The organism is Pseudoxanthomonas koreensis (genome assembly GCF_010093225.1).
Taxonomy (GTDB): domain Bacteria; phylum Pseudomonadota; class Gammaproteobacteria; order Xanthomonadales; family Xanthomonadaceae; genus Pseudoxanthomonas; species Pseudoxanthomonas koreensis.
In genome coordinates, this window is record NZ_PDWM01000002.1 from 58865 (window position 1) to 84961 (window position 26097).

Genomic DNA, 26097 nt, shown 5'->3' on the forward strand with positions numbered 1-26097 from the left:
GCCGACAGGGACGCCTCCGGGCGTCCCTGTCGTTTCCGGGGTCCGGTGGCGCCGGCGCGGCCGGCTCAGCGGCCGACGCCGTGCGGCTGGATCACCCCGCTCCAGATGCCGAGGATGACCAGCAGGATCAGCGCCACCGACAGGCCGATGCGGCGGGTGAGCGCGTTGACCGTGCGCTTGCTCTGGCCGCGGTCGACCAGCAGGTAGTACAGGGCCGAGCCGAGGTTCCAGAGGATGACCAGCAGGAACGCCACCACGATCAGGGTCTTGAGCGAATCGTTCACGGCGGCGGCCTCGGTGCGGCGGAAGATGCGGTGCGCGGAATTATGGCAGGCCACGGAGATGGCGTCGTGAGCGGCACCGCGGGGCGGCGCCTGCCGCTGTGGGCCGGCTGGCTGCTGGCGCTGGCGGTGGCCGCGGCGTGGGCATCGCTGGGGGCCTGGCAGCTGCAGCGCATGCACGCCAAGCAGGCCCAGCTCGATGCCGCGGCGCAGGTGCTGGACGAACGCGCGGCGCGGCCGCTGGCGCTGGCCGCCGATCCGGCGCGCGCGCGCGGCTACGACTGGGCCGGCGGCGGCGGCCGCTTCGCGCCGCTGCCGGCGGTGCTGCTGGACAACCAGAACCGCGACGGCCGCCCCGGCGTGCGCGCCTACCGGGTGTTCCTGCCCGCGGACGCGGCTGCCGCGCCGCTGCTGGTGGAGCTGGGCTGGCTGCCGCTGCCGGGCGACCGCCGCCTGCCGGCCGTGGAGCTGCCCGCGGTGGATCAGGTCTCCGGGCTGCTGCTGCCGCCGCCTTCCGCCGGCCTGGCCGCGCCGGTGGTCGCCACCCAGGCCGACGGCACGCTGCTGGTGGTGGCGCTGGATCCGGCCACCGTCGCCGGCGCGTTGTCCCTGCCGGCGTTGGCACCGCGCGTGCTGCGCCTGGACCCCGCGCTGCCGCTGGGTTACGCGCGCGACCTGGAGCTGCTGCCGAACACGCTGCCGCCGGAGCGCCACCTGGGCTATGCGGTGCAGTGGTTCGCGCTGGCGCTGGCGGTGCTGGCCATCGCCGCGCTGCTGCCCCTGCGCGGCCGCCGCCGCCGCTGAGCCTCGGGGAAAAGTGCCCGCCGCGCCCGTGCGGCGCGCCAGCCATGCGAAAATCGCCGCTATGACCGAAATCGCACCCGACGCCGCCCGCACTCGCCGCGGGCGATTGATGCTGATCGCCCTGTTCGTCCTGTTCTTCGGTTCCGCTTTTGGCGCCGCTGTGCTGCGCCTGAGCGGCTGGATGCCGGCCGGGCTGAAGAACCATGGCGAACTGCTGCAGCCGCCGACCGACCTGCGCCAGGCGCAGCCGTTCCTCGCCGACGGACGCGCCTACGAATGGAACCCGGCCGAGCGCACCTGGCGCATCGTGGTCGCGCCGCCGCGGCCGTGCGCGGCCGAGTGCACGCAGTTGCTGGCGGAACTGGACAAGGTCTGGCGGCTGTTCGGCCACAATGCCGACCAGGTCGAGATCCTGTGGCTGGGCCCGCTGCCGGCCGGCGCACCGGCGCAGTCCGGAGTGCGCGAACTGCGCGACGACCCCGCGCTGCGCACGATGCTGCCGCGCAGCGAAGATCCCGCCGGCATCCCGCTGTTTGTGATCGACCCCAACGGCTTCGTGGTCCTGCGCTACCCGCCGCATGCCGATCCGTCGGGCCTGCGCACCGACGTGGCCCGGCTGCTGAAACTGAAGTGAGGACGCCGCGCCGATGAACGCCACCGCCCGGCCCGTGCTGGCCCGCCATTTCCACCGCCTCGCTTGGCTGGCGGTGCTGCTGACCGCCTGCGTGGTGGTGTTCGGTGCGTTCGTGCGCCTGTCCGATGCCGGCCTGAGCTGTCCCGACTGGCCGACCTGCTACGGCCGTGCGACCTGGCCGTCGGCGCCGCAGGACGCCGCGGCGCACGTGGCCAGCGAAATCCGCCAGTTCGACACGACCAAGGCCTGGCGCGAGCAGGTGCACCGCCACCTGGCGGCCACGCTGGGCGTGCTGGTGCTGGTGCTGGCGCTGATGGCCGCGCGCCGGCGGCGGTACGGCAGCGCGCAGATCGTGGGCGCTTCGCTGCTGGTGGCCGGTGCGATCCCGGCCTACATGCAGGGACACATCGGCCTGGCCTTCGCCCTGGCCGGCGCCGGCGAGGCGATCCTGCTGCTGGCCGCGCTGCGCTGGTCGAACATCGACCTGGCGCGGGCGGCGGTGCTGACCCTGGCGGTGATCGTGTTCCAGGCACTGCTGGGCAAGTGGACGGTGACGTTGCTGCTGAAGCCGATCATCGTCATGGGCCACCTGCTCGGCGGTCTGCTCACCTTCTCGCTGCTGCTGTGGATGGCCTGGCGCGCGACCGGCCTGCCGATCCAGCTGGGCGACGCGCCGCTGCACCGGCGCTGGCTGATCGCCGGGCTGGTGCTGCTCGGTGTGCAGATCGCGCTGGGCGGCTGGACCAGCGCCAACTACGCGGCGCTGGCCTGCGGTGGCGGCGGCTGGACCACCGCGCAGCACCATTACCTGGATTTCCCGAAGTGCGTCGGCCAGTGGTGGCCGCCGGCCGATTTCCGCGAAGGCTTCGTGCTCTGGCGCGGCATCGGCGTGGACTACGAAGGCGGGGTGCTCGACGGCGCTTCGCGGATCGCGATCCAGATGGCGCACCGGATCATGGCGCTGGTGGTGGTGGCCTACCTGCTGGCGATGGTGGTGCGCATGTTCCGGATCCCGGGCATGCGGGGCTGGGGCGTGCTGCTGGCGCTGGGCGTGCTGGCGCAGGCCACGCTGGGCGTGCTCAACGTCAAGCTGGCGCTGCCGCTGCCGGTGGCGGTGCTGCACAACGCCGGCGCGGTGCTGCTGCTGTTCGTGCTGGTGACGCTGCTGGCGCGGCTGAAGAGGCCCGGGTTGCTGGAATGAGCGGCATGGCCACCCTCCCTGCCTGGCGCCAGTACCTGGAGCTGACCAAGCCGCGCGTGGTCGCGCTGCTGGTGTTCACCGCGCTGGTGGGCATGTTCCTGGCGGTGCCGGGCTTGCCGCCGCTGCAGGAAAGCGTGTTCGGCCTGCTCGGGATCTGGCTGGCGGCATCGTCGGCGGCTGCGATCAACCACCTGATCGACCAGCGCATCGACAAGGTCATGGTCCGCACCGCGCACCGGCCGCTGGCCACCGGCGCGCTGCGCCCGGTGCAGGTGCTGGCGTTCGCGCTGGTGCTGGGCGTGGCGTCGATGCTGGTGCTGGTGCTGCTGGTGAACACGGTCACCGCGGTGCTGACCTTCGCTTCGCTGATCGGCTACGCGGTGGTCTACACCGGCTGGCTCAAGCGCGCCACGCCGCAGAACATCGTGATCGGCGGCATCGCCGGCGCGGCGCCGCCGCTGCTGGGCTGGGCCGCGGTCACCAACATGGACGGGGCGTGGGACTGGCAGTACGCGCTGCTGCTGGTACTGATCATCTTCGTGTGGACGCCGCCGCATTTCTGGGCGCTGGCGATCTTCCGGCGGGAGGACTATGCGCGGGCGTTGATCCCGATGCTGCCGGTGACCCACGGGGTGACCTACACGCGCTGGCAGATCCTGTTCTACACGGTGCTGTTGTTGCAGGTGAGCATCCTGCCGGTGGTGTTCGGGATGAGCGGGTTCTTCTACCTGGGCGGGGCTCTGGTGCTGGGCAGTGTGTTCCTGTGGTACGCGTGGAGGCTGCTGGATCCGCCGGACGAGTTCTTCGCGATGCGGGTGTTCAATTACTCGATCGTGTACCTGATGGCGTTGTTCGCGTTCCTGCTGGTGGATCACTGGTTGCCGCTGGTGCTTTCCTGAGCAACGGATAAGGCAAGGGCAAGGCAAGGCGCTCGCTTCGGAGGGAGTCCGCCGTCACAGGGGGATATGGCCCACCCTTCGGTACGACGTCCTGTCTTTACTCAGGGCCGTGGCACATCCATGTGCCACTTGGTCCATATCCCCCTGCGACGACGGCCTTCGGGAGCTTTGGGGTTTGTGCCTTCGGTTGGTCAATGAACCGCGCCCCGCTTTAAGAGCGTCGGCACGGAGCGGTGCTCGACCGCTCCGTGCCAACCAGGTCAGCCGGCGGGTTTTCTGGCGGCTTTCAGTTCGCGCCTGCGGATCCACAGGTTGATCATTTCGACGAAGACCGAGAAGGCCATCGCGGCGTAGATGTAGCCCTTGGAGATGTGCTGGCCGAAGCCGTCGGCGATCAGGACCAGGCCGATCATCAGCAGGAAGCTCAGCGCCAGCACCTTCACCGTCGGGTGCTCTTCGACGAAGCGGCCGATCGGGCCGGCGAAGGCGAGCATGAAGGCGATCGAGACCAGGATGGCGGTGACCATCACCCAGCGTTCGTCGACCATGCCGACGGCGGTGATGATCGAGTCGAGCGAGAACACGATGTCCAGGACCATGATCTGGGCGATCACGCCGGCGAAGGAGGTGGCCGCGCGCTTGAGGCTGGGTTCGCCGCCGGCGCCCTCGATCTTCTGGTGGATCTCGTGGGTGGCCTTGGCGATCAGGAACAGGCCGCCGCCGATCAGGATCAGGTCGCGCCAGGAGAACGCGCGGCCGAACAGTTCGAACAGCGGGTAGGTCAGGCGGGTGATCCAGACGATGGCGAACAGCAGGGCCAGGCGGGTGACCGCGGCGCCGAGGATGCCGAGGCGGCGGGCACGGTCGCGCTGTTCGGGCGGCAGGCGTCCGGCCAGGATGGTGATGAAGATGATGTTGTCGATGCCCAGCACCAGTTCCAGTGCGGTCAGCGTGGCCAGGGCCATCAGGATTTCGACGGTGAACAGGGATTCCATGGAGGTCTCGTCGGGGAGGCGGCGCGACGATGCTGCCCGCGGGCGGGTTCAGGCGGAGTCGAGGCGCGGGGGGTGTGGATGAGGGGGACCACGGCGCGAGCACGTCGTGGGGACGCACCTTCGCCGCGGGGCGGCGAAGGTCTTGTCCACGGGCCGCCGCGCGATGCGACGGGGTCCGCTGCTGTACCGGGGCGCAAGGCCCGTCATGACGGCGACAGCATGGAGGACTACTCCCCTTCGGCGGGAATCCTAGCACGGGCGCACCCGGCTCCACGCGGAGCGGGGCTTGCCCCGATGCTTTTGATCACGGGGAAGCGGCGGGTCGAGCCCCGTTCTACCCGCGGCCGGCCAGGGCCTGCAGCAGCATCCGCAGTTCGTACTTGTCGGTTTCGTCCAGGCCTTGCGCGCGCTGTTTCTGCTGCAGTTCGTCGATGCGCTGCTGCAGGGTCTGCCGTTCAAGTTGCGTGGCGGCGTCCTGCAGCTCGTGCGCCCAGCTCGCGTCCTCGCCCGGAAGTACCTGCGTGGCGAGCTTGTGCAGCGCGTCGGCCTGTTCGTGCTCGGCGAAGTGCTCGAGCAATGCGCCGGTGCTGATCTCCGGGCGCTGGTTCACCACTTCGAGGATCTGCAGCAGCAGTGCCACGCCGGGCTGGCGCAAATCGGCGAAGCGATACGGCTGTTCCAGTTGCAGGCCCAGTGCCGGCTGTTGCAGCAACAGCGCGATCGCGCTGCGCACCAGGCTGCGCTTCTGCGCGGTGGCCGTGCCGCGCGACGGCGGGCGTGGCGGCTCGGCGGCGGCACGCGCGGTGTCCACGCCGGTCTGCCGCTGCAGTTCCTGGCGCATCAGGTCGGCGAAGGCGCCGTCGGGCAGCTGCGCCAGCAGCGGACGCGCGCGTTCAGCCAGCCGGGCGCGGCCGTCGAGCGTGCCGCGGTTGGTGTCGCGGCCGATCTCGTCGAAGAAGAATTGCGACAGCGGCGTGGCCTGGGCCAGGCGTGCGTCGAAACCGGCCGCGCCTTCCTTGCGCACGATCGTGTCCGGGTCCTCGCCCTCGGGCAGGAACAGGAAGAAGGCCTGGCGGCCGTCCTTCATCCGCGGCAGCACCGACTCGACCGCGCGCCAGCCGGCGCGGCGGCCGGCGGCATCGCCGTCGAAGCAGAAGTACACGTCCGGCGCGTTGCGGAACAGCAGTTCGGCGTGGTCGGCGGTGGTGGCGGTGCCCAGCGTGGCCACTGCCTGGGTGACGCCGTGCTGGAACAGCGCGACCACGTCCATGTAGCCCTCGACCACGATCAGCCGTTCCAGCTTCTGGTTGGCCTGGCGCGCCTGCCACAGGCCGTACAGTTCGCGGCCCTTGTGGAACAGCGCGGTCTCGGGCGAGTTGAGGTACTTGGGGCTCGCATCCTTGTCGAGCACGCGGCCGCCGAAGGCGATCACCCGCCCGCGCCGGTCGTGGATCGGGAACATCACCCGGTCGCGGAACTTGTCGTAGACATGGCCGCGTTCGTTCTTGGAGAGCATGCCCGTGCGCTCGAGCAGCTTGAGCCGGCGTTCGTCGCTGCCCAGCGCGTCCTTGAGCGTGGAATAGCCGTCGGCGGCGTAGCCGATGCCGAAGCGCTCGCGGTTCTCCGCATCGACGCCGCGACCGTCGAGGTAGTCGCGCGCGCGCGGACTGTCCGCGAGCTGGCGCTGGAACAGTTTCGCCGCTGCGTCCAGCGCGGCGTACTGGTCGCGCAGGTCGCTGTCCTGGTTGTTCTGGCGGGTTTCCCTGGGCACCTCGATGCCGGCGCGGCGGGCCAGTTCCTCGACCGCATCGAGGAATTCGAGGCGGTCGTAGTTCATCAGGAAGCTGATCGCGGTGCCGTGCGCGCCGCAGCCGAAGCAGTGGTAGAACTGCTTGGTCGGGGAGACATAGAACGAGGGCGTGCGCTCGTCGTGGAACGGACACGGCGCGCTGTACTCGCGGCCCTTGCGCTTGAGCGGCACGCGCGAGCCGACGATCTCGACGATGTCGGAGCGCGCGAGCAGGTCGTCGATGAACGCGTCGGAAAGCCGGGCCATCGCAATAGGATGCCATGGGGCGCCGCGGGCGGCCCCACCGCCCGCGGCCGTCGCTCAGTCCCCGCTCGCGGCCAGCGCGTGCAGGGCTTCGCCGCTGACCCGCTGCACGGTCCATCCGTCCATCGGCTTCGCGCCGAGGCTGCGGTAGAAGTCGATCGCCGGCGTGTTCCAGTCCAGCACCGACCATTCGAAGCGGCCGTAGCCGCGTTCCAGCGCCAGCCGTGCCAGGTGGACCATCAGCCTCTTGCCGGCGCCGCGGCCGCGGAAGGCAGGGCGCACGAACAGGTCTTCCAGGTACAGGCCGGGCTTGCCGAGGAAGGTCGAGAACGAGACGAAGAACAGGGCGAAGCCGGCCGGCGTGCCATCGCATTCGGCGATGACCACTTCGGCGGCCGGGCGCGGTCCGAACAGCGCGGCGTGCATGTCGTCGGCCGTGGCCACGGCCTCGTGCGGCAGGCGCTCGTAGTCGGCCAGTTCGGCGACCAGCGCCAGGACCAGCGGGATGTCGTCCGGCGTGGCCGCGCGCAGCCGGATGCCGGGCGGGGTGGGCACCGGTGTGTCCACGGGCGTGCCTCAGCCTGCCAGGCGCTTCTTCACCAGCGCCGAGACCTGGCCCATGTCTGCCTGGCCGGCCAGCTGCGGCTTGAGCACGCCCATCAGCTTGCCCATGTCGGCCGCGCCACTGGCGTCGGTCTGGGCGATGGCGGCGTCGATCGCGGCCAGGATCGCCGCCTCGTCCAGCTTCGCCGGCAGGTAGCGCTCGATCACCACGATCTCGGCGCGCTCGATCGCGGCCAGGTCCTCGCGGCCGGCGCCTTCGTACTGGGTCACCGAGTCCTTGCGCTGCTTGACCATCCGGTCGAGCACGGCCAGCACGGCTGCATCGTCCAGCTCGATCCGCTCGTCCACTTCCTTCTGCTTGATCGCGGCGTTGATCAGCCGGATCACGCCCAGGCCGTGCTTGTCGCCGCCCTTCATGGCGGCCTTCATGTCGTCGGTCAGTCGCTGCTTCAGGCTCATGGGGAGCATCCTGTGGTCGGTTCGGTCGGGGATCGGCGGAAACACAAAAAGCCGGTCACGCATGGGCGTGCCGGCTTTTCGGTTGCCTCGTCGGCGGGACGGCCCCTGCGGGCGTCCCGGCCACAAACGCCTGCCTCAGTAGAGGCGCTGGCGCTTGGTGACGTCGCGCGACATCCGGCGCATCTGGCGCTTCACCGCCGCGGCGGCCTTGCGCTTGCGCTCCTGGGTCGGCTTTTCGTAGAACTCGCGCTTGCGGGTTTCGGCCAGGACGCCGGCCTTCTCGCAGGTGCGCTTGAAACGGCGCAGCGCGAACTCGAAGGGCTCGTTCTCGCGGACTTTGACGCTGGGCATGGAATCTCCGGGGCACAAATAACCGGGCCGGGCCCGGTGAGCCGCGTATGATAGCGGGGTCCCCGGGGCAGGTGCAAGCCGGAAAACCCCCGGCAATCCCCTCCCGCCCCGAATCCCGCCGGTCCCCCTCCTGAACATGCGCGTCCTCGGCATCGAAACCTCCTGCGACGAGACCGGCGTGGCCGTCTACGACACGGCCCTGGGCGGGGCCGAAGGCCTGCGCGCCCACGCGGTGTACAGCCAGATCGCCCTCCATGCCGAGTACGGCGGGGTGGTGCCGGAGCTGGCCAGCCGCGACCACGTGCGCAAGCTGCTGCCGCTGGTCCGCCAGACCCTGGCCGAGGCCGGGCTGGCCACGACCGACCTGGACGGGGTGGCCTATACCGCCGGCCCCGGCCTGGTCGGGGCGCTGCTGGTGGGGGCCGGGACCGCCCGCGCACTGGCCTGGGCGCTGGACGTGCCGGCCGTGGGCGTCCACCACATGGAGGGCCACCTGCTGGCCCCGCTGATGGAGGACGATCCACCGGAACCGCCGTTCGTGGCCCTGCTGGTCTCCGGCGGCCACACCCAGCTGGTGGCGGTGGACGCGATCGGCAGCTACCGGCTGCTGGGCGAGACTCTGGACGACGCCGCCGGCGAGGCCTTCGACAAGACCGCCAAGCTGATGGGCCTGCCGTACCCGGGTGGCCCGCAGCTGGCCGCGCTGGCCGAACAGGGCACTCCGGGCGCGTACCGCTTCGCCCGGCCGATGACCGACCGACCGGGGCTGGATTTCAGCTTCAGCGGGCTGAAGACCCAGGTGCTGCTGGCCTGGCAGCAGTCCGACCAGCTGCCGCAGACCCGCGCCGACATCGCCCGCGGTTTCGAGGACGCGGTGGTCGACACGCTGGCGATCAAGTGCCAGCGCGCGCTGGACGCGGCCGGGTGCGACACACTGGTCGTGGCCGGCGGCGTCGGCGCCAACAAGCGCCTGCGTGCCAGGCTGCAGGCGATGTGCGCGCAGCGCGGCGGCCGGGCCTGCTTCCCGCGCCCGTCGCTGTGCACCGACAACGGCGCGATGATCGCCTTCGCCGGTGCGTTGCGGCTGCAGGCAGGCCAGCACGACGACGCGCAGGTGAAGGTGACCCCGCGCTGGGACATGGCGGCGCTGCCGGCGCTGGACTGACACGCGCGCATCCGCGCACACCGCGCATGTTCCGCCGGCGGCGTGCGACGCCGCGTTACCATGCACGCATGCATTGCGGACACGACGTCATGGACAAGGTATTCATCGAAGGCTTGGAGATCGACGCCCTCATCGGCATCTACGACTGGGAGCGGCGGATCCGCCAGACCTTGCGCTTCGACCTGGAAATGGGTTTCGACAACCGCGTGCCCGCGGCCAGCGACGACATCGCCGATACCCTCGACTACAAGGCGGTGAGCAAGCGCCTGATCGAATTCGTCGGCCAATCCGAGTTCGGCCTGGTCGAGACCCTGGCCGAACGTTGCGCGGCGATCGTGCTGGAGGAGTTCGGCGTGCGCTGGCTGCGGCTGAAGCTGGGCAAGCCCGGAGCAGTGCGCGGTGCGCGCGCGGTGGGCGTGGTGATCGAGCGGTCCGCGGCCGCGGCGGGAGGCTGAGCGGATGCTGGGCATCGACCGCGTCGAGGAAGGCGCGATGCGCTGGCTGGAGCAGCTGAGGGCGTCGCTCGAACCGTATCCCTGGGCCTACACCCTGCTGGTGCTGTCGGCCCTGCTGCTGCTGGCGGCGCTGGCCAACTTCGCCACCCGCAGGATCCTGTTGCGCGGCCTGCGCCGCATGCTCGGGCTGCTGGCCCGGCACGAGGGCCGCGAGGAGCCGTACCGGCTGAAGGTGGTGCCGCGCCTGGCCAACGTGGTGCCGGCGCTGGTGATCGCCGCCGGCATCGACTGGGTCCCGGGCATGCCGGAACCGGTGATCACCTTCGTCCACGGCGCCTGCAAGGCCTGGATCGTGCTGACCGTGGCGATGGCGCTGGCGCACGTGCTGGACGCGCTCAACAGCGTCTACGAGCGCCGCCACGACGCGCGCGACAAGCCGATCAAGGGCTACCTGCAGGTGGCCAAGATCGCCATCTTCGTGCTCGCCGGCCTGTCGATCGTGGCGACCCTGGCGGGAGTGAGGGTGCTGCACCTGGTCACCGGCCTGGGCGCGGCCACCGCGGTGCTGATGCTGGTGTTCCAGGACACCATCCTCTCGTTCGTGGCCAGCGTGCAGATCAGCAGCGACGGCCGCGTGCGCGTCGGCGACTGGATCGAGATGCCCAGCGAGAACGCCGACGGCGACGTGGTCGACATCGCCCTGCACACGGTCACCGTGCAGAACTGGGACAAGACGGTCACCACCATCCCGACCAAGAAGCTGATCAGCGAATCGTTCCGGAACTGGCGCGGCATGCACGAATCCGGCGGGCGGCGGATCAAGCGCGCGCTGTACCTGGACCAGTCCAGCGTGCGTTTCCTCGACGCCGGCGAGCGCGCCGCGCTCAAGCGCTTCGTCCTGCTGCGCGAATACCTGGAGGCCAAGGAGCAGGAGCTGGACGAATGGAATGCCGGGCTGGGTGCCGACGGCGCGCTGCCGGTCAATGCGCGGCGGGTCACCAACCTGGGCACGCTGCGCGCCTACATTGAGCGTTACCTGCGCCACCATCCCGGCATCCACCAGGGCATGAGCCTGATGGTGCGGCACCTGCAGCCGGCGGCCAACGGCCTGCCGCTGGAGATCTACTGCTTCAGCAACGACACCCGCTGGGCGGTGTACGAAGGCATCCAGGCGGACATCTTCGACCACCTGCTGGCGATCCTGCCCGAGTTCGGCCTGCGCGTGTTCCAGGAGCCGGCCGGCGCCGATTTCCGCGCGCTGCTGGCCGCCGGGGCGCCACCGGCGGCGGAGCCGCCGGCCGGCTGAGGCCTTGCCACGGCGCTGCCGTTCACGCGCCGCGCATGCCCATGGCGGAGACGGAACCATGGGCATGTGCGGCCGCGTGTAGAATCCGCCGCACTGCAACGGCGTACCCGCCATGACCTCTTGCGTCGGCATCGAAGTGGACGAAGCCCTGGTCCTGGCCGCGGATACGCGCACCAGCGCCCCGCGCGACGACGTGCGCGTGCGCCGCAAGCTGCACGTACTTGCGTATCCCGCCGATCCGTCGGCGCGGCGATAGCGTGGCATCCATGGACGACACGGGGGATGCGGCGGCGCGGCCGGTGGTGGTGCTGCTCAGCCTGGGCAGCAACATCGAGCCGGAGCGGTACCTGCGCGCGGCGCTGGACGAACTGCGGGCGCGCTTCGGCGAGGTGGCAGTGTCGCCGGCCTATCGCACCGCGGCGGTGGGTTTCGATGGCGCGCCCTTCGTCAACAACGCCGCCGCCATCCGCACCACGCTGCCGCTGGAGGGGCTGGAGGCCTGGCTGCACGCGCTGGAGGACCGCCACGGTCGTGACCGCAGCGGACCGCGGCTGTCGGACCGGACCCTGGACGTGGACGTGGTGTTCTACGGCGACCACGTCCTGCGCGAGGGCGAGCGCGTGCGCATCCCGCGTCCCGAGCTGAAGCACGCCTTCGTGCTCAAGCCGCTGGCCGACATTGCGCCGGACTTCGTCGATCCGCTGGACGGTCGCGCCCTGGGCGAACGCTGGCGCGCGCACCCGCAGTACGCCGACTCCTTCGAAGTGGTTCTGTTGTAGGAGCCCACTTCAGGGGGCGACCCGAGGCGGCTGGAACGCAGCCGCGTTCAACGGCAACCGCTCCGGAGGACTGCGCGTTGAGCGCAGCGCCTTCCGGCGGCATCGGGTCGCCCCCTGAAGTGGGCTCCTACAGGGAGCGAGGCGCGGGTCAGCGCGTGCGGCCGCCGTCGACGTGCAGGACCTGGCCGGTGACGTAGCCGGCGTCGGCCGACAGCAGCCACTGCACCGCCGCGGCGATGTCCTCCGGCGTGCCGGTGCGGCCCAGCGCGGTGGCGTCAAGGATCGCCTGTTGCGTGTCCCCGGATGGATTCTGTTCGGGCCACAGGATCGCGCCGGGCGCCACTGCATTCACCCGCACCCGCGGCGCCAGTTCCAGCGCCAGTGCGCGCGTCAGCGAGACCAGCGCGGCCTTGGTTGCCGAGTAGGGTGCGTGGTCCGCCAGCGGGCGCCCGGCGTAGACGTCGGCCAGGTTGACGATTGCGCCGCCGGTGGCGCGCAGGTGGGGTGCGGCGGCCTGGGCGAGGAAGAACGGCGCGCGCGCATTGGTCGCGAACAACTCGTCCCACTGCTGCGGCGTGACGGTGCCCAGCGGCGTGGGATGGAAGTTGGAGGCATTGTTCACCAGCGCATCGAGCCGGCCGAAGCGGCCGACCGTGGCGGCGACCAGTTCCGGCAGCCGGTCGAATTCGCGCAGGTCGGCCCGCAGCACCTGCACGCTGCCGGGCCGGGCCTGTTCGAGTTCGGCGGCCAAGTCCGCCATGTCCGTGGCCGAGTGCAGGTGGTGCAGCGCCAGGTCATGGCCGCTGGCATGCAGGCGGCGCGCGATCGCCGCGCCGATGCGGCGCGCGGCGCCGGTGACCAGGGCGACCGGGCGCGGGGTGGAGCGGGCGGGCGGGCGGTCCGGGGTCATGCGCGATCTCGCTCGGCTATGCTGGCCATTCTCCCCGCAGCAACACGCCAATGCACGCCCACGCGGAACTGCCCACGCCCGGCCCCGACGCCCTCGCGCACAGCGCCACGCTGGACGCGCACATCCATGCGGTGATCGCCGCGGCCGGCGGCACCATCCCGTTCTCGCGCTTCATGGAGCTGTGCCTGTACGCGCCGGGCCTGGGCTATTACAGCGCCGGCAGCGCCAAGTTCGGCGGCGCAGGCGATTTCACCACCGCGCCGGAAACCGGACGCCTGTTCGCGGCCACCGTGGCCGGCGTGCTGGCCGAGGCGCTGCGCCAGCTTGGGCCGCAGGCGCGCGTGCTCGAGGTCGGCGGCGGCAGCGGCGCCTTCGCCGAAGTGGCGCTGAAGCGGCTGCTGCAGCTGGACGCGCTGCCCGACCGCTACGCGATCCTGGAGCCGAGCGCGGACCTGCGCGAGCGCCAGCGCGAGCACCTGGGGCGCACGCTCACCCCGCCGGTGTTCGAGCTGGTCGAATGGCTGGACCGGCCGTTCGAGGACGACTGGGACGGCGTGCTGTTCGCCAACGAAGTGGTCGACGCGTTGCCGACGCCACGCTTCGCGATCCGCGGCGGCCAGGTGTTCGAGGAGCACGTGGCGCTGGACGGAAACAGCGGTTTCATCCGCGTCGACCGGCCGGCCGACGCGCTGCTGGCCGCGGCGGTGCGCCATGTCGAGCATTACCTGGGCACGCCGTTCGCCGACCACTACCGCTCCGAACTGCTGCCGCAGCTGCCGTACTGGTTGCAGGCGGTGGCTGGCGGGCTGCGCTCGGGCGCGATGCTGCTGGTCGACTACGGCTATCCGCGCCGCGAGTACTACCTGCCCCAGCGCAGCGACGGCACCCTGCGCGCGTTCTACCGCCAGCACATGCACGAGGACGTGCTGCGCTGGCCCGGACTGCAGGACATCACCGCGTCGGTGGATTTCACCGCGTTGGCCGAGGCGGGTACCGGCGCCGGTTTCGACCTGGCCGGCTACTGCAGCCAGGCCAGCTTCCTGCTCGGCAACGGCATCGACCGCCTGCTGGCCGAGGCCGAAGCGCGCACCGACGAGGCCGGCGTGCTGCGCCTGCGCCAGGAGCTCAAGCGCCTGACCCTGCCCGGGGAGATGGGCGAACGCTTCCAGGCCATGGCGTTCGCCCGCGACATCGACCTGGGCGCCGCGTTCCTGCTGGGCGACCTGGGCTGGCGCCTGTGAGTGCCGTCGCGCACACCGGCGCGCTCAAGCCGCTGCGCAAGCCCTGGCTGTGGGCCGGATTGTGGTGGCTGGCGGTGGCGCTGGTGGTGGTGCTCAGCCTGGTGCCGCCGCCGCCGATGGAACTGCCGCGGCACGGCGACAAGGTCGAGCACCTGCTCGCCTACGCTTTGCTCGCCGCGGCGGCGGTGCAGGTGTGGCGCCCGGGACGCCCGCTGCTGCTGGCAGGGTTGGGCCTGGTGTTGATGGGCGTGCTGCTCGAATTCGCGCAGGGCGCGCTGACCGCGACCCGCCAGGCCGATCCGGCCGATGCGCTGGCCAACACCTTGGGCGTGCTGCTCGGCCTGCTGACCGTACTCACCCCCTGGCGCGACCTGCTGCCACGCCGCCCCTTGTAGGAGCCCACTTCAGGGGGCGACCCGACGCCGCCCGGCGCAGCGGTGTTCGACGCGGCAGCTCCGGAGAAGCCGCGTTGAACACGGCGCCTCCAGCGTGGACCGGGTCGCCCCCTGAAGTGGGCTCCTACAAGGGGCGGGGGAAGACAAAGGCGCGGACGCCGGGCTGGAGGGGTGTTCCCCGGCGTCCGCGAAACCGCAATCAGCGCAGCTGCAGCGTGGCCCGGTCCAGCACCCACATCGCCGGGCGGGTGTCGCCGGTGAAGCGCAGGCACAGGTCGCGCCGGCCCGACACGTCTTCCGGCAGGTCCGCGACCAGTTCGACGAAGCCATCGTTGTCCGGCGCCGCCGGCAACGGCACGCTGGCGATGCGTTCGCCGCCGCAGCCGTCGGCATGGATGTCCAGTTCGCCGTGCGCCGAGCGCGCCGGTTCGAAGCGGCGCGCCGGTTCGTCGTGGGCGAGCTGGAAGTAGTACGGGATCCTGCCCGCGCGCACCTTCAGCGAGGCCACGCCGTCGAGGTCGGCGCCGTTCCATTGCCAGCAGGGATAGAAGATCGTGGTGTTGAAGATCGCGCGTTCGCCGTCGGCCGGGCCGTCGTCCTCCAGCCGCAGCAGCAGGCGGCCGGCGTCCGGGCAGGTATCCAGTTGCTCGTCGCTGCGGCTGAGCAGCGAAGCGGCGTCGTACGCGTAGCTGCGCGGCGCGGCCAGCGCCTTGCCGCCGGCGTAGGCGGCGGCCTGCACCCACGCCGGCAGGGCGAGTTCCAGCGGTGCTTCGTACAGCGTCGAGGCCGCGGTCGGCGCGCTGCCGTCGGTGGTGTAGCGCACCTCGTAGCCCAGCGGGTTGGCCAGCGTCACCGTCGCCGTGCCGGCCTTGCGGTTCTCCGCGGCCACCGCGTCGACCTGGAACGGGGTCTGCGCATGGGCGATGCCGAAGCGGCGGTAACGCGCCAGCTGCGCCGGCAGGCGTTCGAGGAAGCCGGCGGAGTCCTTGCGCTCCTTCGGCGTCCAGCCGGGCTCGGCGACCGCGGCCAGGCGCGGGAACACGTTGTGCTGCAACCGTTCGAAGGTGCGGGTGTGTTCGGTCCACATGTTGGCCTGCAGGCCGAGGATGTGGTGCTGCCTGTCGGCTTCCAGTTCCGCTGGCACCGGCTCGAATGCATACACCTGCTGCATCGGGATCGAAGCCGGGCGGCCCGGGGGTTCTTCGGGCGAAAGCGTCTGCAGGTAGTCCAGGTACAGGTCCGACGAGGGCGTCATCACCACGTCGTGGCCGGCGCGCGCGGCCGCCAGGCCGCCGTCGGTGCCGCGCCACGACATCACGGTGGCCTCGGCCGGCAGCGGCCCCTCGAGGATCTCGTCCCAGCCGACCAGGCGCTTGCCGTGCGCGGCCAGGTGCTTCTCCAGGCGCGCGACGATGTGGCTCTGCATCTCCATCTCGGTCTTCGCGCCGACCTCGCGCATGCGTGCCTGCACCCGCGGCGAGGCTTCCCACTGGTCCTTGACCGCCTCGTCGCCGCCGATGTGGAAATAGGTGCCGGGGAACAGCGGGACCAGTTCGTCGATCACGTCCTCGAGGAACGCGATCGTGCTTTCCTCGGTGTTGAACAGGTTGGGGAACACGCCCCACTCGCTGGACGGCAGCAGCGGGCGATCGGTCGTGCCCAGTTCCGGGTACGCGGCGATCGCGGCGGTGGCGTGGCCGGGCTGGTTCAGTTCCGGGACCACGGTGATGTGCCGCGCCACCGCATAGGCGACGATCTCGCGGACCTGGTCCTGGGTGTAGAAGCCGCAGTACTGGCGCGGCTTTCCGCTGGTCGGATCCACGCCGGCATCGCCCGAAGGAATGCGGCAGCCGCCGACTCCGGTGAGTTTCGGATAGCGCTTGATCTCCACCCGCCAGCCCTGGTCGTCGGTCAGGTGCCAGTGCAGGGTGTTGAGCTTGTGCAGGGCCATCGCATCGATGACCTGCTTGACCTCGTCCACGCTCCAGAAGTGGCGCGCAGGATCCATCATGAAGCCGCGCCACGGGAAGCGCGGCGCGTCCTCGATGCGCACTGCCGGCAGGGTGATCGCACCGCTGTCGTCGGCGGTCGCCAGCTGCAGCAGGGTCATGGCGCCGTAGAACAGGCCGGCGGCGTCGCCGGCGCTGACCCTGGCGCCTTCGGGCGTGACTTCGAGCAGGTACGACTCGGCACCGGCGGAGGCACGCGCCGGGTCGATCGCGAAGCGGATCGCGCCGTCCGCGTCGTCAGCGGCCGCTGACAGCGCCGGCGCGATGCCGAAGCCCTTGCCGAGCAGCGCGGCGAACTGTGCGGCCACCGTGCGTGCCGCTTCGTCTTCGGCCAGCAGTGGCGTAGTCGCGGTGAGCGCGAGCTGGCCGTTGCGCGGCTCGATGCTCGCCGGCAGGGGCAGCAGCGAAGGCGCGCGATGGGCCTGGTCCGGCGCTGCCGCGGTCGCGGCGGGAGCGGACGCTGCGCCGCGTTCGCCGGAACAGCCGGCCAGCGCGGCGGCCAGGACGGCCACGCACAGCAGTCGCGCGGAAACCGGGAAACGTGTCTGGTTCATGGAGACTCCGGAAATGCGGTAGCAGGGGCCTGAAACACGGCGGGCCCGGATCGCTCCAGGCCCGCCGGCGGGAATCCATTCCTGGCGTATGACGCGCTGCGGTCAGAACCGGAAGCGGAAGTTCATGTAGTACTGGCGTCCGTTCTCGTAGATCGAACGGGGCTGGTCGCGGTTGAGCGCGTAGTACTTCAGCTTCGGCTGGTTGAGGTTGAGGCCGTCCAGGGTGATCGACATCCAGTCGTTGACCTTGAAGCCCAGCGAGGCGTTCAGCACGTCGGTGTCGTCCTGGTAGAACGCGGTGGCGCGATCGAGGCCGCTGTAGAACGAGGAGCGGAACGTGTAGTTGATGCGGGCGTTGAAGCGCTCGTTCTCGAAGTAGCCGCCGATGTTGTAGGTGTTCTTTGAGGTGCCGACCAGGTCGCCGCCGTCGTCGTCCTCGGCGTCGGCGAAGGTGTAGTTGGCGTTGATGCCGAAGTACTCGCCGATCGGCTGCTCGTACGCCAGCTCCACGCCCTTGACCTTGCCGTTGGTGTTGACCGGAACGGTGAGCACGTAGTCGGCCATGTAGCCCTGCGGCGTGGTCGTGCTGTAGGTCATGAACTGGCGGGTCTCGTGGCCGTAGGCGACGTAGTTGTCCAGGTCCATGTAGAACAGGCTGGCGGCCAGCAGTGCGCGCGGGGCGAAGTACCACTCCAGCGAGGTGTCGAAGTTGGTGGAGATGATCGGTTCCAGGTCCGGGTTGCCGCCGGAACCGGAGCCGACGCCGCCATCGGTGGCCGGCGGGCTGAGCGAGATCGCACCGGCCAGGGCCGAATAGTCGGGCCTGGTCATGGTGCGCGAGGCGGCCACGCGGAACACCACGTCGTCGTTGACGTCGTACTTCAGGTTGGCGCTGGGCAGCAGGTCGTTGTAGGTGTGGTTGGTGACGACCGGCAGGTAGGGACCGAAGTCCGAACCGGTGATGGCGTCGGGACTGCCGGTACCGGACACGTTGTTGCGTACGCTCAGGTCGGTGCGCACGAAGCGCAGGCCGGCATTGGCGTTCCAGCGGTCGCCGGTGAAATTGAGCTGCGCGTAGGCGGCGCTGTTCTTCTCCTCCAGGCCGTACAGGCCGGCCCAGTCGGTGCGGGTGGCCGGGTCGCGGGTGGCGTAGAGCGCGTTGTACTCGGCCAGCTGCTCGGGGGTGAAGTACCAGATGTCGCGCGGGAAGCTGCCGCCCAGACCGCTGCCGAAGTCGCCCGGGTAGTTCTGGTAGTCGGTCGGCAGGGTGGTCAGGTCGTACGGCGAAGAGGCGCCGGGGGTGGCGCACGGCGGCCAGTAGGCCCAGGCGAACGGCGACCAGGTGCCGTCCGGATTGCGGCAGCCGGGGCCCTGCGCGGTCGCGGAGTTCGACTCGCGGCTGTGCTTGGCGTAGCGGGCGCCGAACTGCAGCGAGGAGACCACGCCGGAGTCGAAGAAGTACTCGCCGTCGATCTGGCCCCAGTCCTCCTTGTCCTCGACCTTCACGTCCTGGTAGCCGAAGATCCAGCCGAAATCCATCTCCGACAGGACCGGCGACGACGAGGTGCCGCCCAGGTGCCAGTCGGCTGCGCCGACGCCGTTGAGCTGCCAGCCGCCGCCCTGGCCGATGCCGGTCACCGCTTCATACACGTCCTGGGTCGGCGTGCGGCCGGTGCCGCGCGACGAACCCACCTGGCCCTTGAAGGTCAGGCTTTCGCTGGCGTTCCAGTCGGCGTCGAAGGTGACGTAGTTCGAATCGGCGCTGGAATCCGGGCGCGAGATCATGTCGTAGATGCCGTAGAACGTCCCCGGCACCGGCGTGAAGTCGGCCTTGACCAGGGTGTTGTTGCGCACCACGTAACCCGCATCCGGCGCCTGGCCATTGCCCTGGGCGAGGAACCGGGTCACCCACAGCATGTAGTTGCGGTTGTAGTTCTCTGCGTCCTGGTCGGAACTGAAGGCATTCAGCGACAGGGTCAGGTCATCGGTTGGCTTGGCCTGGATCTCGATCAGGCCACCGGTGCGCTTGCGCGTCTGCTCGAAGTAGGCCGAGCCGATCAGGGTCGGATACCACACGCCGGCCAGGTCCGGGTTGCTGGTCGCCACCGCGCTGCCCGCAGCGATCTGCTCGTAGCCCAGCAGTTCCTGGCCGTCGCGGCGCAGGCTGCGTTCCTCGGAGAAGGCCTGCACCAGGATGCCGAAGGTGTTGGCGTCGTTCTTCCAGTTGAGCAGGCCGCTGAACTGCGGCTCGGTGGTGCCCGGCAGGTCCGAATGCACCGCGCCGATGGACACTTCGCCGGTCAGGTTCTTCTCGAAGTCCAGCGGGTGCCGGGTGAGGATGTCCACCGAGCCGGCGACGCCGCCCTCGACCAGGCTGGCCTGCGAGGTCTTGTGCACCACGATCTGGTTGACCAGCTGCGAGGGCAGCAGGGTGTAGCTGACGCTGCGGCCGACGGTGCCGGTCTGGTTGAGCACGAACCAGTCGCCGGAGGCGATGTTGTGGCCGTTGAACAGGGTCTGGGTGAGGCTGGGGTTGGTGCCGCGCATGGACACGCGGTCGTTCTCGTCGAAGCCGCCCTCGTTGGCGCCGGCCGAACTGACGGTCACGCCGGGCACGCGCTGCAGCGAGTCGGCGATGTTCTTGTCGGGCATCTTGCCGATGTCCTCGGCGGTGACCACGTCGACATGGCTCTTCGCGTCGCGCTTGACGTCAAGCGACTTCTCCACGCTGCCGCGGATGCCGGTCACCTGCACGGTGTCCAGGTCGGTGGCGGTCTGCGCGGCCTCCTGCGCATGCACCTGCACGGCGAAGCCGAGGCAGGTCACGATCGCGGCGGACAGAACTGACTTGCGGTGGTTCATGATGTCTCTCCCATCATCGTTTTTGGTTGCCGCCGGAAGTCCCCCCCCCGGCGATGACTGCTGCATGTGGCACGGCGCCGAATCCTCCGTACGCACCACTCCTGGCCCTTCCTGGCGTCGTGCCGCTCACTCCTCCGAAGATTTCCGCGAACCCAGGAACCAGCTGGCGGCACCGATCACGCCCAGCTGCCCGTGTTCGACCAGTCGCACCGACACCCGCTCCAGCGCCTCGCGCATCGGCCCCTTGTTGAGGAAGCGGGCGACGAAATCGCTGTGGACGAGGAACTCGCGGATGTGCGGCAGGATCCCGCCGGCCAGGTAGACGCCCTGCACGCCGTACAGCAGGGCCATGTCGCCGACCGTGCTGCCGAGCAGGCCGCAGAACACCTCCAGGCTCTCGCGTGCCAGCGGGTCGTTGCCGCCCAGCGCGGCGGCGGTGACTTCGCCCGGCTTCGCGTGCGCGGGCGTGGCGCCGCGCAATGCGCACAGGGCGCGGTAGAGGTTCATCAGCCCCGGGCCGGACAGCGCGTGCTCCACCGGCACGTGCGTGCGCTGGCCGAGCATCTGCCGCAGCAGCGCCATCTCCAGTTCGGTGCCCACCGCCAGCGCGGCCTGCCCGGCTTCGGTGGCGAGCACCACCGGGCCGCTCGCGGTCGGGATCCACACCGCCGCGCCCAGGCCGGTGCCCGGGCCGAGCACCAGGACCGGGCCGGGGCCGATCTGCGCGGGGCCGGCCAGCTGCAGCACCTCGCTGGCGCCCAGGTGGGCGACCGCGTGGGCGACCGCTTCGAAATCGTTGACCAGATGCACCGTGTCCAGGCCGAGGCTGGCGCGGATCGCGGCCGGCGCCAGGCGCCAGGGCAGGTTGGCGGTGATCACGGTGCCGTCGGCCAGCGGGTAACCGGCGCTGGCGATCACCGCCACGCGCACCGGCGCTGCGCCGGTGCTGCCGTCGAGGAACTCGCGCAGGATCGCGTCCAGGCCCGGGTAGTCGGCGCAGCGGAACTTGGCGTAGGCCAGGACCTGCAGCGGCGCGCCCGCTTCGGCGGCGGCCTGGACCAGGCCGACGCGGACATGGGTGCCGCCGACATCGGCCGCGATGAACGGCTGCGACAGGTGCGGTGACGACGTTGCTTGGGCGCTTGCTGGCACGTGATTCCCCGTAGCTGGCGTGCGCCGGATCCCTGGTCCGGTGGCACGGAGTGCGACGGAGTGTGGAAGTGGTCTGACAACGATGTCAACACCTCTCGGGGAAAGTTCTCCGGGCGTCGGGCGTTCGCGCCAAAAGTGCGCACTGTGCGCGGCCGACTCGCCTCATTGCCGCCACGGGTGTCGTCAAATCAAGGGGATGTAGCGTATTCATCTTTACGGGCTCGCCCGCATCCATGTTGCGTGGCAGCACGGAATGCGCCCGCGGCGGTGGCCTGCGAGGTTGACAAACGGGGGTCTCGACCCGGATAAGGGTGACAACGTTGTTCCCGCCTGGGACACGCCCGTGGCGGGCGCGAGCGGGGGCACCACCGTCAACGCCGGGGAGGCCGTCCAGACCATGTCCGCAACCACCACCGCGCCCGCGCGCACCGGCCTGGCGACCTCGATCGCGATCGTCGGCGGGCTGTTCTTCATCATCGGCTTCTTCACCTGGATCAACGGGCCGCTGATCACCTTCGTCAAGCTCGCCTTCGATGTCAGCGAGATCTCCGCGTTCCTGGTGCTGATGGTGTTCTACCTGTCGTACTTCTTCCTCGCGCTGCCGGCGTCGTGGATCCTCAAGGGCACCGGCATGAAGAAGGGCCTGGCGCTGAGCCTGGCGGTGATGGCGGTGGGCGCGATGATGTTCGGCGAGTTCGCCACCCGGCGCTGGTTCGGCGGCGCGCTGTCGGGCCTGTTCGTGATCGGCGGCGGCCTGGCGCTGCTGCAGACCGCGGTCAATCCCTACATTTCGATCCTGGGCCCGATCGAGAGCGCGGCCCAGCGCATCGCGCTGATGGGCATCTGCAACAAGATCGCCGGGATCCTCGCCCCGCTGCTGCTCGGCTCGCTGGTGCTGCACGGGATCGGCGACCTGTCCAGCCAGGTCGAGGTCGCCGACGCGGCGACCAAGGCGGCGCTGCTCGACGACTTCGCCGCCAAGATCCACGCGCCGTACCTGGTGATGGCCGGGATCCTGCTGCTGATCGCGGTGGCGGTGCTGTTCTCGCCGTTGCCGGAAATCCGCGCGTCCGAGGCCAACGCCACCCCGGCGTCCGGCGGTGCGGCCGAACGCCGCAGCGTGTTCCAGTTCCCGCACCTGTGGCTGGGCGTGCTGTGCCTGTTCGTGTACGTGGGCGTGGAAGTGATGGCCGGCGATGCGATCGGCACCTATGGCCACGCCTTCGGCCTGCCGCTGGACCAGACCAAGTTCTTCACCTCGTTCACCCTGGCGGCGATGCTGCTGGGCTACCTGGTCGGCCTGGCGCTGATCCCGAAGGTAGTCTCGCAGGAGAAGTGGCTGAGCGTTTCGGCCGTGCTGGGCGTGCTGTTCTCGGTGGCCGCGCTGCTCACCAAGGGTTACGTCTCGGTCGGCTTCGTCGCCGCGCTGGGCTTCGCCAACGCGATGATGTGGCCGGCGATCTTCCCGCTGGCGATCCGCGGCCTGGGGCGCTTCACCGAGACCGGCTCGGCGCTGCTGATCATGGGTATTGCAGGTGGTGCGATCATCCCGCAGGCGTTCGCAGTGCTGAAGCAGCACTTCGACTTCCAGTGGGTGTTCGCCGCGCTGATGGTGCCCTGCTACCTGTACATCCTGTACTACGCACGGCGCGGCCACCGCGCCGGGCTGCCCGACGGACCCCGATAGGCGATCATGGACGGCGGATCGATCCGGAAGGCGAACGAAGGCATGCGCAGGCCCACCATCAAGGACGTCGCCGAGCGGGCGAAGGTCTCGCTCAAGACCGTCTCGCGGGTGATCAACAACGAGCCGTCGGTGATGCAGGCGACGCGCTCGCGGGTACTGGCGGCCATCGCCGAGCTCGACTACGAGCCCGACGCCACCGCGCGCAACCTGCGCAGCGGCACCCCGTTCGTGATCGGCCTGGTCTACGACAACCCCAACCCGTACCACATCATCGGCGTGCAGAACGGGGTGCTGGCCGCGTGCCGCGAGACCGGCTTCGGCCTGCAGATCCAGCCCTGCGACTCGACCTCGCCGCTGCTGGCCGAGGAACTGGCCGAATTCGTGCAGCGCTCGCGCCTGGCCGGGCTGGTGCTGACCGCGCCGATGTCCGAGCGTCCCGACCTGGTCGCCGCGCTGGTCGCACGCAACATCCGCGTGGTGCGGATCATCGCCGCCACCGAGGACCCGGGCGACGGCCCCTGCGTCTACATCGACGACCGTGATGCCGCCTACGAGGTCACCGAGCACCTGATCCAGCTCGGCCACCACCGCATCGGCTTCCTCTGGGGCGGTGCGCAGCACCACTCCTCGGGCGAGCGCTACGCCGGCTACGAGGCCGCGCTGAAGGACTACGGCATCACCCTGGACAAGCACCTGGTGATCCCGGGCGACTACACCTTCGACGACGGCTTCCGCGGTGCGAGGCGGCTGCTGGCGTTGCGCGAGCCGCCCACCGCGATCTTCGGCAGCAACGACGAGATCGCCGCCGGGGTGCTGGCCGCGGCCAAGTCGGCCGGGCTCAACGTGCCCTACGACCTGTCCATCGCCGGTTTCGAGGACAGCCCGTTCTCGCGCCAGTCCTGGCCGGCGCTGACCACCGCCAAGCAGGCCACCGAGGACATCGCCCGCCACGCGGCGCGGCTGCTGATCGGCAGCCTGCGCCAGGACGCCTACGACGACCACCCGCTGGCCGTGACCAACCAGGGCTTCGTGCCGCAGCTGGTGGTGCGCGGTTCCACCGCGCCGGCGCCGCTGCGCCCGCGCCCGGCCACTCCTTCCGAAGCATGAACATGCCGCTCGCCCTGCCCGCCGACCTTCCCGCCGAGAACGCCACGCTGATGTTCCAGGAGGCCGCGCAGGCCGCCGATGTCGTCGCCGCGCAGTTCGCGCGCAACCGCGACACCCTGGCCGTGTTGGGGGCGAAGCTGCGCACTTCGCCGCCGCCGTTCGTCGCCACCTGCGCGCGCGGCAGTTCCGACCACGCCTGCACCTACGCCAAGTACCTGCTGGAGACGCAACTGGGCGTGGTCACCGCGTCGCTGTCGCCGTCGGTGGGCTCGGTGTACGCGGCGCCGCTGCGGCTGCGCGGCGCGCTGTTCATCGCCATCTCGCAGTCCGGCAAGAGTCCGGACCTGCTGCGCAATGCCGAGGCCGCGAGGGCCGCCGGTGCGCACGTGGTCGCGCTGGTCAACGCCGAGGATTCGCCGCTGGCCGCGCTGGCCGACACCGTGGTGCCGCTGTGCGCGGGCCCCGAGAGAAGCGTGGCGGCGACCAAGAGCTACCTGGCCTCGCTGGCCGCGATCGCGCAGCTGGTGGCGTACTGGAAGGACGATGCGGCGCTGCTCGCCGCACTCGATGCATTGCCGGGCGCGATGCGCGAAGCATGGTCGAAGGACTGGTCGGCGCTGGCCGATGGCCTGGTCGATGCGCGCAACCTGTTCGTGCTCGGCCGCGGCCTGGGCCTGGGCGCGGCGCAGGAGGCGGCGCTGAAGTTCAAGGAGACCTGCGGCCTGCATGCCGAGGCCTACAGCTCGGCCGAGGTGAAGCATGGGCCGATGGCGCTGGTCGGCGCCGGCTTCCCGGTGCTGGTGTTCGCGCAGCCGGACGAGACCGGTGCCGGCGCGGTGGCGGTCGCGGCGGAGTTCCGTGCGCGCGGCGCGGCGGTATGGGTGGCCTCGGCGCAGGCCGGCGATTGCCAGCTGCCGGTCGCGGCGGCGCCGCATCCGGCGCTCGCGCCGCTGCTGGAGGTGCAGAGCTTCTATCGCGCGATCAACGCGCTGGCCCTGCGCCGCGGCTACAACCCGGACCTGCCGCCGCACCTGAACAAGGTCACGGAGACGGTGTGATGGCCACGCGCGCGCTGGTCAATGCGAAGGTGCTGGTCGAAGAAGACTTCCGCGACGACCTCGCGGTGCTGCTCGACGATGCGGGTGAGATCGCCGCGCTGCTGCCGGCTACCCAGGCGCACACGCAGGCCGGCGAAGTGCACGACCTGGGCGGCGGCTGGCTGTTGCCGGGCTTCATCGATGCCCAGGTCAACGGCGGCGGCGGGGTGCTGTTCAACAACGACACCAGCGTCGCCGCGATCGCCGCGATCGGCCGCGCGCACCGCAGGTTCGGCACCACCGGTTTCCTGCCGACCCTGATCAGCGACGATGCCGGGGTGATGGCACGCGCGGTGGCCGCCACGCGCGCGGCGATCGCCGCCGGCGTGCCTGGCGTGCTCGGCGTGCACCTGGAAGGCCCGTACCTGGCGCCGGCGCGCAAGGGCACCCATGACGCGACCAGGTTCCGCGTGCCCGACGCGGCCGAAACGGCGATGGCGACCTCGCTGGACAACGGCGTCACCCTGATCACCCTGGCGCCGGAGCAGGTGCCGCTGGACACGATCCGGGCGATGGTCGCGCGCGGCGCGATAGTCGTCGCCGGGCATACCGCCGGCAGCTACGAGGAGATCCGCGCCGGCCTGGATGCCGGCCTGCGCGGCTTCACCCACCTGTTCAACGCGATGTCGCCGCTGCAGGGCCGCGAGCCCGGCGCGGTCGGCGCCGCGCTGGAGGACCGCGCCAGCTGGTGCGGGGTGATCGTTGACGGCGTGCACGTGCATCCGGCCAGCCTGCGCGTGGCCTTGGCCGCCAAGCCACGCGGCAAGCTGTTCCTGGTCACCGATGCGATGCCGATGGTCGGCGCGGAAGATCCTTCGTTCGCCTTGTACGGCGAGGTGATCACCGCCGTCGACGGCGTGGTGCGCAATGCGGCCGGAGCGTTGGCCGGCTCGGCCCTGGACATGGCCACCGCGGTGCGCAACTGCGTGGAACTGATCGGTCTGCCACTGCAAGAGGCGGCGCGGATGGCGTCGACGTATCCCGCGGAATTCCTCGGCCTGGGCGACCGCCTCGGCCGCATCGCGCCCGGCTGCCGCGCCGACCTGGTGCTGCTGGACGACGCGCTGCAGGTGCGCTCGACCTGGATCGCCGGCGCGCGCGAGGACGTGGCGTGATCCACCCGGCGATGGACGGCGA

General features: G+C 70.5%; 24 protein-coding genes and 1 pseudogene. 15 read left to right on the forward strand and 10 right to left on the reverse strand.

What is annotated here, in order from left to right; genetic code table 11:
• Positions 1-65: 65 nt before the first annotated feature.
• On the reverse strand, positions 66-284 hold the full coding sequence (locus tag CSC64_RS01200; protein WP_162433506.1) for a twin transmembrane helix small protein: 219 nt from the start codon (positions 282-284) through the stop codon (positions 66-68).
• A gap of 66 nt (positions 285-350) precedes the next feature.
• Here CSC64_RS01200 and CSC64_RS01205 point away from each other — a divergent pair, with 66 nt between their 5' ends.
• From CSC64_RS01205 to cyoE, 4 genes are all read left to right on the forward strand, one after another.
• A complete protein-coding gene (locus CSC64_RS01205; protein ID WP_425501642.1) occupies positions 351-1085 on the forward strand; it encodes an SURF1 family protein in 735 nt (244 codons plus the stop codon).
• Between the two features lie 61 nt (positions 1086-1146).
• Positions 1147-1719 (forward strand): hypothetical protein, encoded by a 573-nt coding sequence (locus CSC64_RS01210; protein WP_162433508.1) that lies wholly within the window; start codon positions 1147-1149, stop codon positions 1717-1719.
• A gap of 13 nt (positions 1720-1732) precedes the next feature.
• Positions 1733-2920, forward strand: a complete 1188-nt coding sequence (locus tag CSC64_RS01215) for a COX15/CtaA family protein (RefSeq protein WP_162433509.1) — start codon at positions 1733-1735, stop codon at positions 2918-2920.
• Between the two features lie 5 nt (positions 2921-2925).
• The gene (cyoE, locus tag CSC64_RS01220; RefSeq protein WP_425501643.1) at positions 2926-3819 is read left to right on the forward strand and encodes a heme o synthase; all 894 of its coding nucleotides are present in this window, start codon (positions 2926-2928) and stop codon (positions 3817-3819) included.
• A 260-nt stretch (positions 3820-4079) separates the two neighbouring features.
• Here the strand turns inward: cyoE and CSC64_RS01225 are convergent, their stop codons facing one another.
• From CSC64_RS01225 to rpsU, 5 genes are all read right to left on the reverse strand, one after another.
• Entirely contained in the window at positions 4080-4814 is a 735-nt protein-coding gene (locus CSC64_RS01225) for a TerC family protein (protein ID WP_162433511.1), read from the reverse strand.
• A 334-nt stretch (positions 4815-5148) separates the two neighbouring features.
• Complete coding sequence (dnaG, locus tag CSC64_RS01230; RefSeq protein ID WP_162433512.1) at positions 5149-6870, reverse strand: DNA primase; 1722 nt, start codon at positions 6868-6870, stop codon at positions 5149-5151.
• Positions 6871-6924: 54 nt separating this feature from the next.
• Positions 6925-7422, reverse strand: coding sequence for a GNAT family N-acetyltransferase (locus CSC64_RS01235; protein ID WP_238389702.1), 498 nt, complete (start codon positions 7420-7422; stop codon positions 6925-6927).
• 21 nt (positions 7423-7443) lie between these two features.
• A complete protein-coding gene (locus CSC64_RS01240) occupies positions 7444-7890 on the reverse strand; it encodes a GatB/YqeY domain-containing protein (protein WP_162433513.1) in 447 nt (148 codons plus the stop codon).
• Positions 7891-8025: 135 nt separating this feature from the next.
• Positions 8026-8241, reverse strand: a complete 216-nt coding sequence (gene rpsU / locus CSC64_RS01245; protein WP_024869901.1) for a 30S ribosomal protein S21 — start codon at positions 8239-8241, stop codon at positions 8026-8028.
• Between the two features lie 136 nt (positions 8242-8377).
• Between rpsU and tsaD the strand changes: the two genes are divergently transcribed.
• From tsaD to folK, 5 genes and pseudogenes are all read left to right on the forward strand, one after another.
• Positions 8378-9406 carry a tRNA (adenosine(37)-N6)-threonylcarbamoyltransferase complex transferase subunit TsaD gene (tsaD, locus tag CSC64_RS01250; RefSeq protein ID WP_162433514.1) on the forward strand — a complete coding sequence of 343 codons (1029 nt, stop codon included), beginning with the start codon at positions 8378-8380 and terminating at the stop codon, positions 9404-9406.
• A gap of 89 nt (positions 9407-9495) precedes the next feature.
• Positions 9496-9861 carry a dihydroneopterin aldolase gene (gene folB, locus CSC64_RS01255; protein ID WP_162433515.1) on the forward strand — a complete coding sequence of 122 codons (366 nt, stop codon included), beginning with the start codon at positions 9496-9498 and terminating at the stop codon, positions 9859-9861.
• A 4-nt stretch (positions 9862-9865) separates the two neighbouring features.
• Entirely contained in the window at positions 9866-11167 is a 1302-nt protein-coding gene (locus CSC64_RS01260; RefSeq protein ID WP_162433516.1) for a mechanosensitive ion channel family protein, read from the forward strand.
• A gap of 112 nt (positions 11168-11279) precedes the next feature.
• A pseudogene (locus CSC64_RS01265) lies at positions 11280-11399 on the forward strand (20S proteasome subunit A/B); the annotation flags it as partial.
• 34 nt (positions 11400-11433) lie between these two features.
• On the forward strand, positions 11434-11946 hold the full coding sequence (folK, locus tag CSC64_RS01270) for a 2-amino-4-hydroxy-6-hydroxymethyldihydropteridine diphosphokinase (RefSeq protein ID WP_162433517.1): 513 nt from the start codon (positions 11434-11436) through the stop codon (positions 11944-11946).
• A 148-nt stretch (positions 11947-12094) separates the two neighbouring features.
• Here the strand turns inward: folK and CSC64_RS01275 are convergent, their stop codons facing one another.
• Positions 12095-12856 carry a pteridine reductase gene (locus CSC64_RS01275; RefSeq protein ID WP_162433518.1) on the reverse strand — a complete coding sequence of 254 codons (762 nt, stop codon included), beginning with the start codon at positions 12854-12856 and terminating at the stop codon, positions 12095-12097.
• Between the two features lie 50 nt (positions 12857-12906).
• Here CSC64_RS01275 and CSC64_RS01280 point away from each other — a divergent pair, with 50 nt between their 5' ends.
• Positions 12907-14097, forward strand: coding sequence for a class I SAM-dependent methyltransferase (locus CSC64_RS01280; protein ID WP_162433519.1), 1191 nt, complete (start codon positions 12907-12909; stop codon positions 14095-14097).
• Complete coding sequence (locus CSC64_RS01285; RefSeq protein WP_162433520.1) at positions 14094-14492, forward strand: VanZ family protein; 399 nt, start codon at positions 14094-14096, stop codon at positions 14490-14492. The genes CSC64_RS01280 and CSC64_RS01285 overlap by 4 nt, the downstream gene beginning before the upstream one ends.
• 199 nt (positions 14493-14691) lie before the next feature.
• On the opposite strand, the gene CSC64_RS01290 is transcribed toward CSC64_RS01285, so the two are convergent.
• The 3 genes from CSC64_RS01290 to CSC64_RS01300 all read right to left on the reverse strand — a co-directional run bounded on the left by CSC64_RS01290 (position 14692) and on the right by CSC64_RS01300 (position 21069).
• Positions 14692-17055 (reverse strand): family 20 glycosylhydrolase, encoded by a 2364-nt coding sequence (locus tag CSC64_RS01290; protein WP_162433521.1) that lies wholly within the window; start codon positions 17053-17055, stop codon positions 14692-14694.
• A gap of 102 nt (positions 17056-17157) precedes the next feature.
• Positions 17158-19917: a TonB-dependent receptor gene (locus tag CSC64_RS01295; protein ID WP_162433522.1), complete on the reverse strand. Its 2760-nt coding sequence runs from the start codon at positions 19915-19917 to the stop codon at positions 17158-17160.
• 126 nt (positions 19918-20043) lie between these two features.
• Positions 20044-21069, reverse strand: coding sequence for a glucokinase (locus tag CSC64_RS01300; RefSeq protein ID WP_162433523.1), 1026 nt, complete (start codon positions 21067-21069; stop codon positions 20044-20046).
• 397 nt (positions 21070-21466) lie between these two features.
• Here CSC64_RS01300 and CSC64_RS01305 point away from each other — a divergent pair, with 397 nt between their 5' ends.
• Genes CSC64_RS01305 through nagA form a run of 4 tightly spaced genes read left to right on the forward strand, consistent with a single transcriptional unit; the run spans position 21467 to position 26075 of the window.
• Positions 21467-22756, forward strand: a complete 1290-nt coding sequence (locus tag CSC64_RS01305) for a sugar MFS transporter (RefSeq protein WP_162433524.1) — start codon at positions 21467-21469, stop codon at positions 22754-22756.
• Positions 22757-22798: 42 nt separating this feature from the next.
• On the forward strand, positions 22799-23863 hold the full coding sequence (locus CSC64_RS01310; RefSeq protein WP_162433525.1) for a LacI family DNA-binding transcriptional regulator: 1065 nt from the start codon (positions 22799-22801) through the stop codon (positions 23861-23863).
• Between the two features lie 2 nt (positions 23864-23865).
• Positions 23866-24921 (forward strand): SIS domain-containing protein, encoded by a 1056-nt coding sequence (locus CSC64_RS01315; RefSeq protein ID WP_162433526.1) that lies wholly within the window; start codon positions 23866-23868, stop codon positions 24919-24921.
• Positions 24921-26075, forward strand: a complete 1155-nt coding sequence (gene nagA / locus CSC64_RS01320) for an N-acetylglucosamine-6-phosphate deacetylase (RefSeq protein ID WP_162433527.1) — start codon at positions 24921-24923, stop codon at positions 26073-26075. Before CSC64_RS01315 ends, nagA begins: the two co-directional genes overlap by 1 nt.
• Positions 26076-26097: the final 22 nt, after the last annotated feature.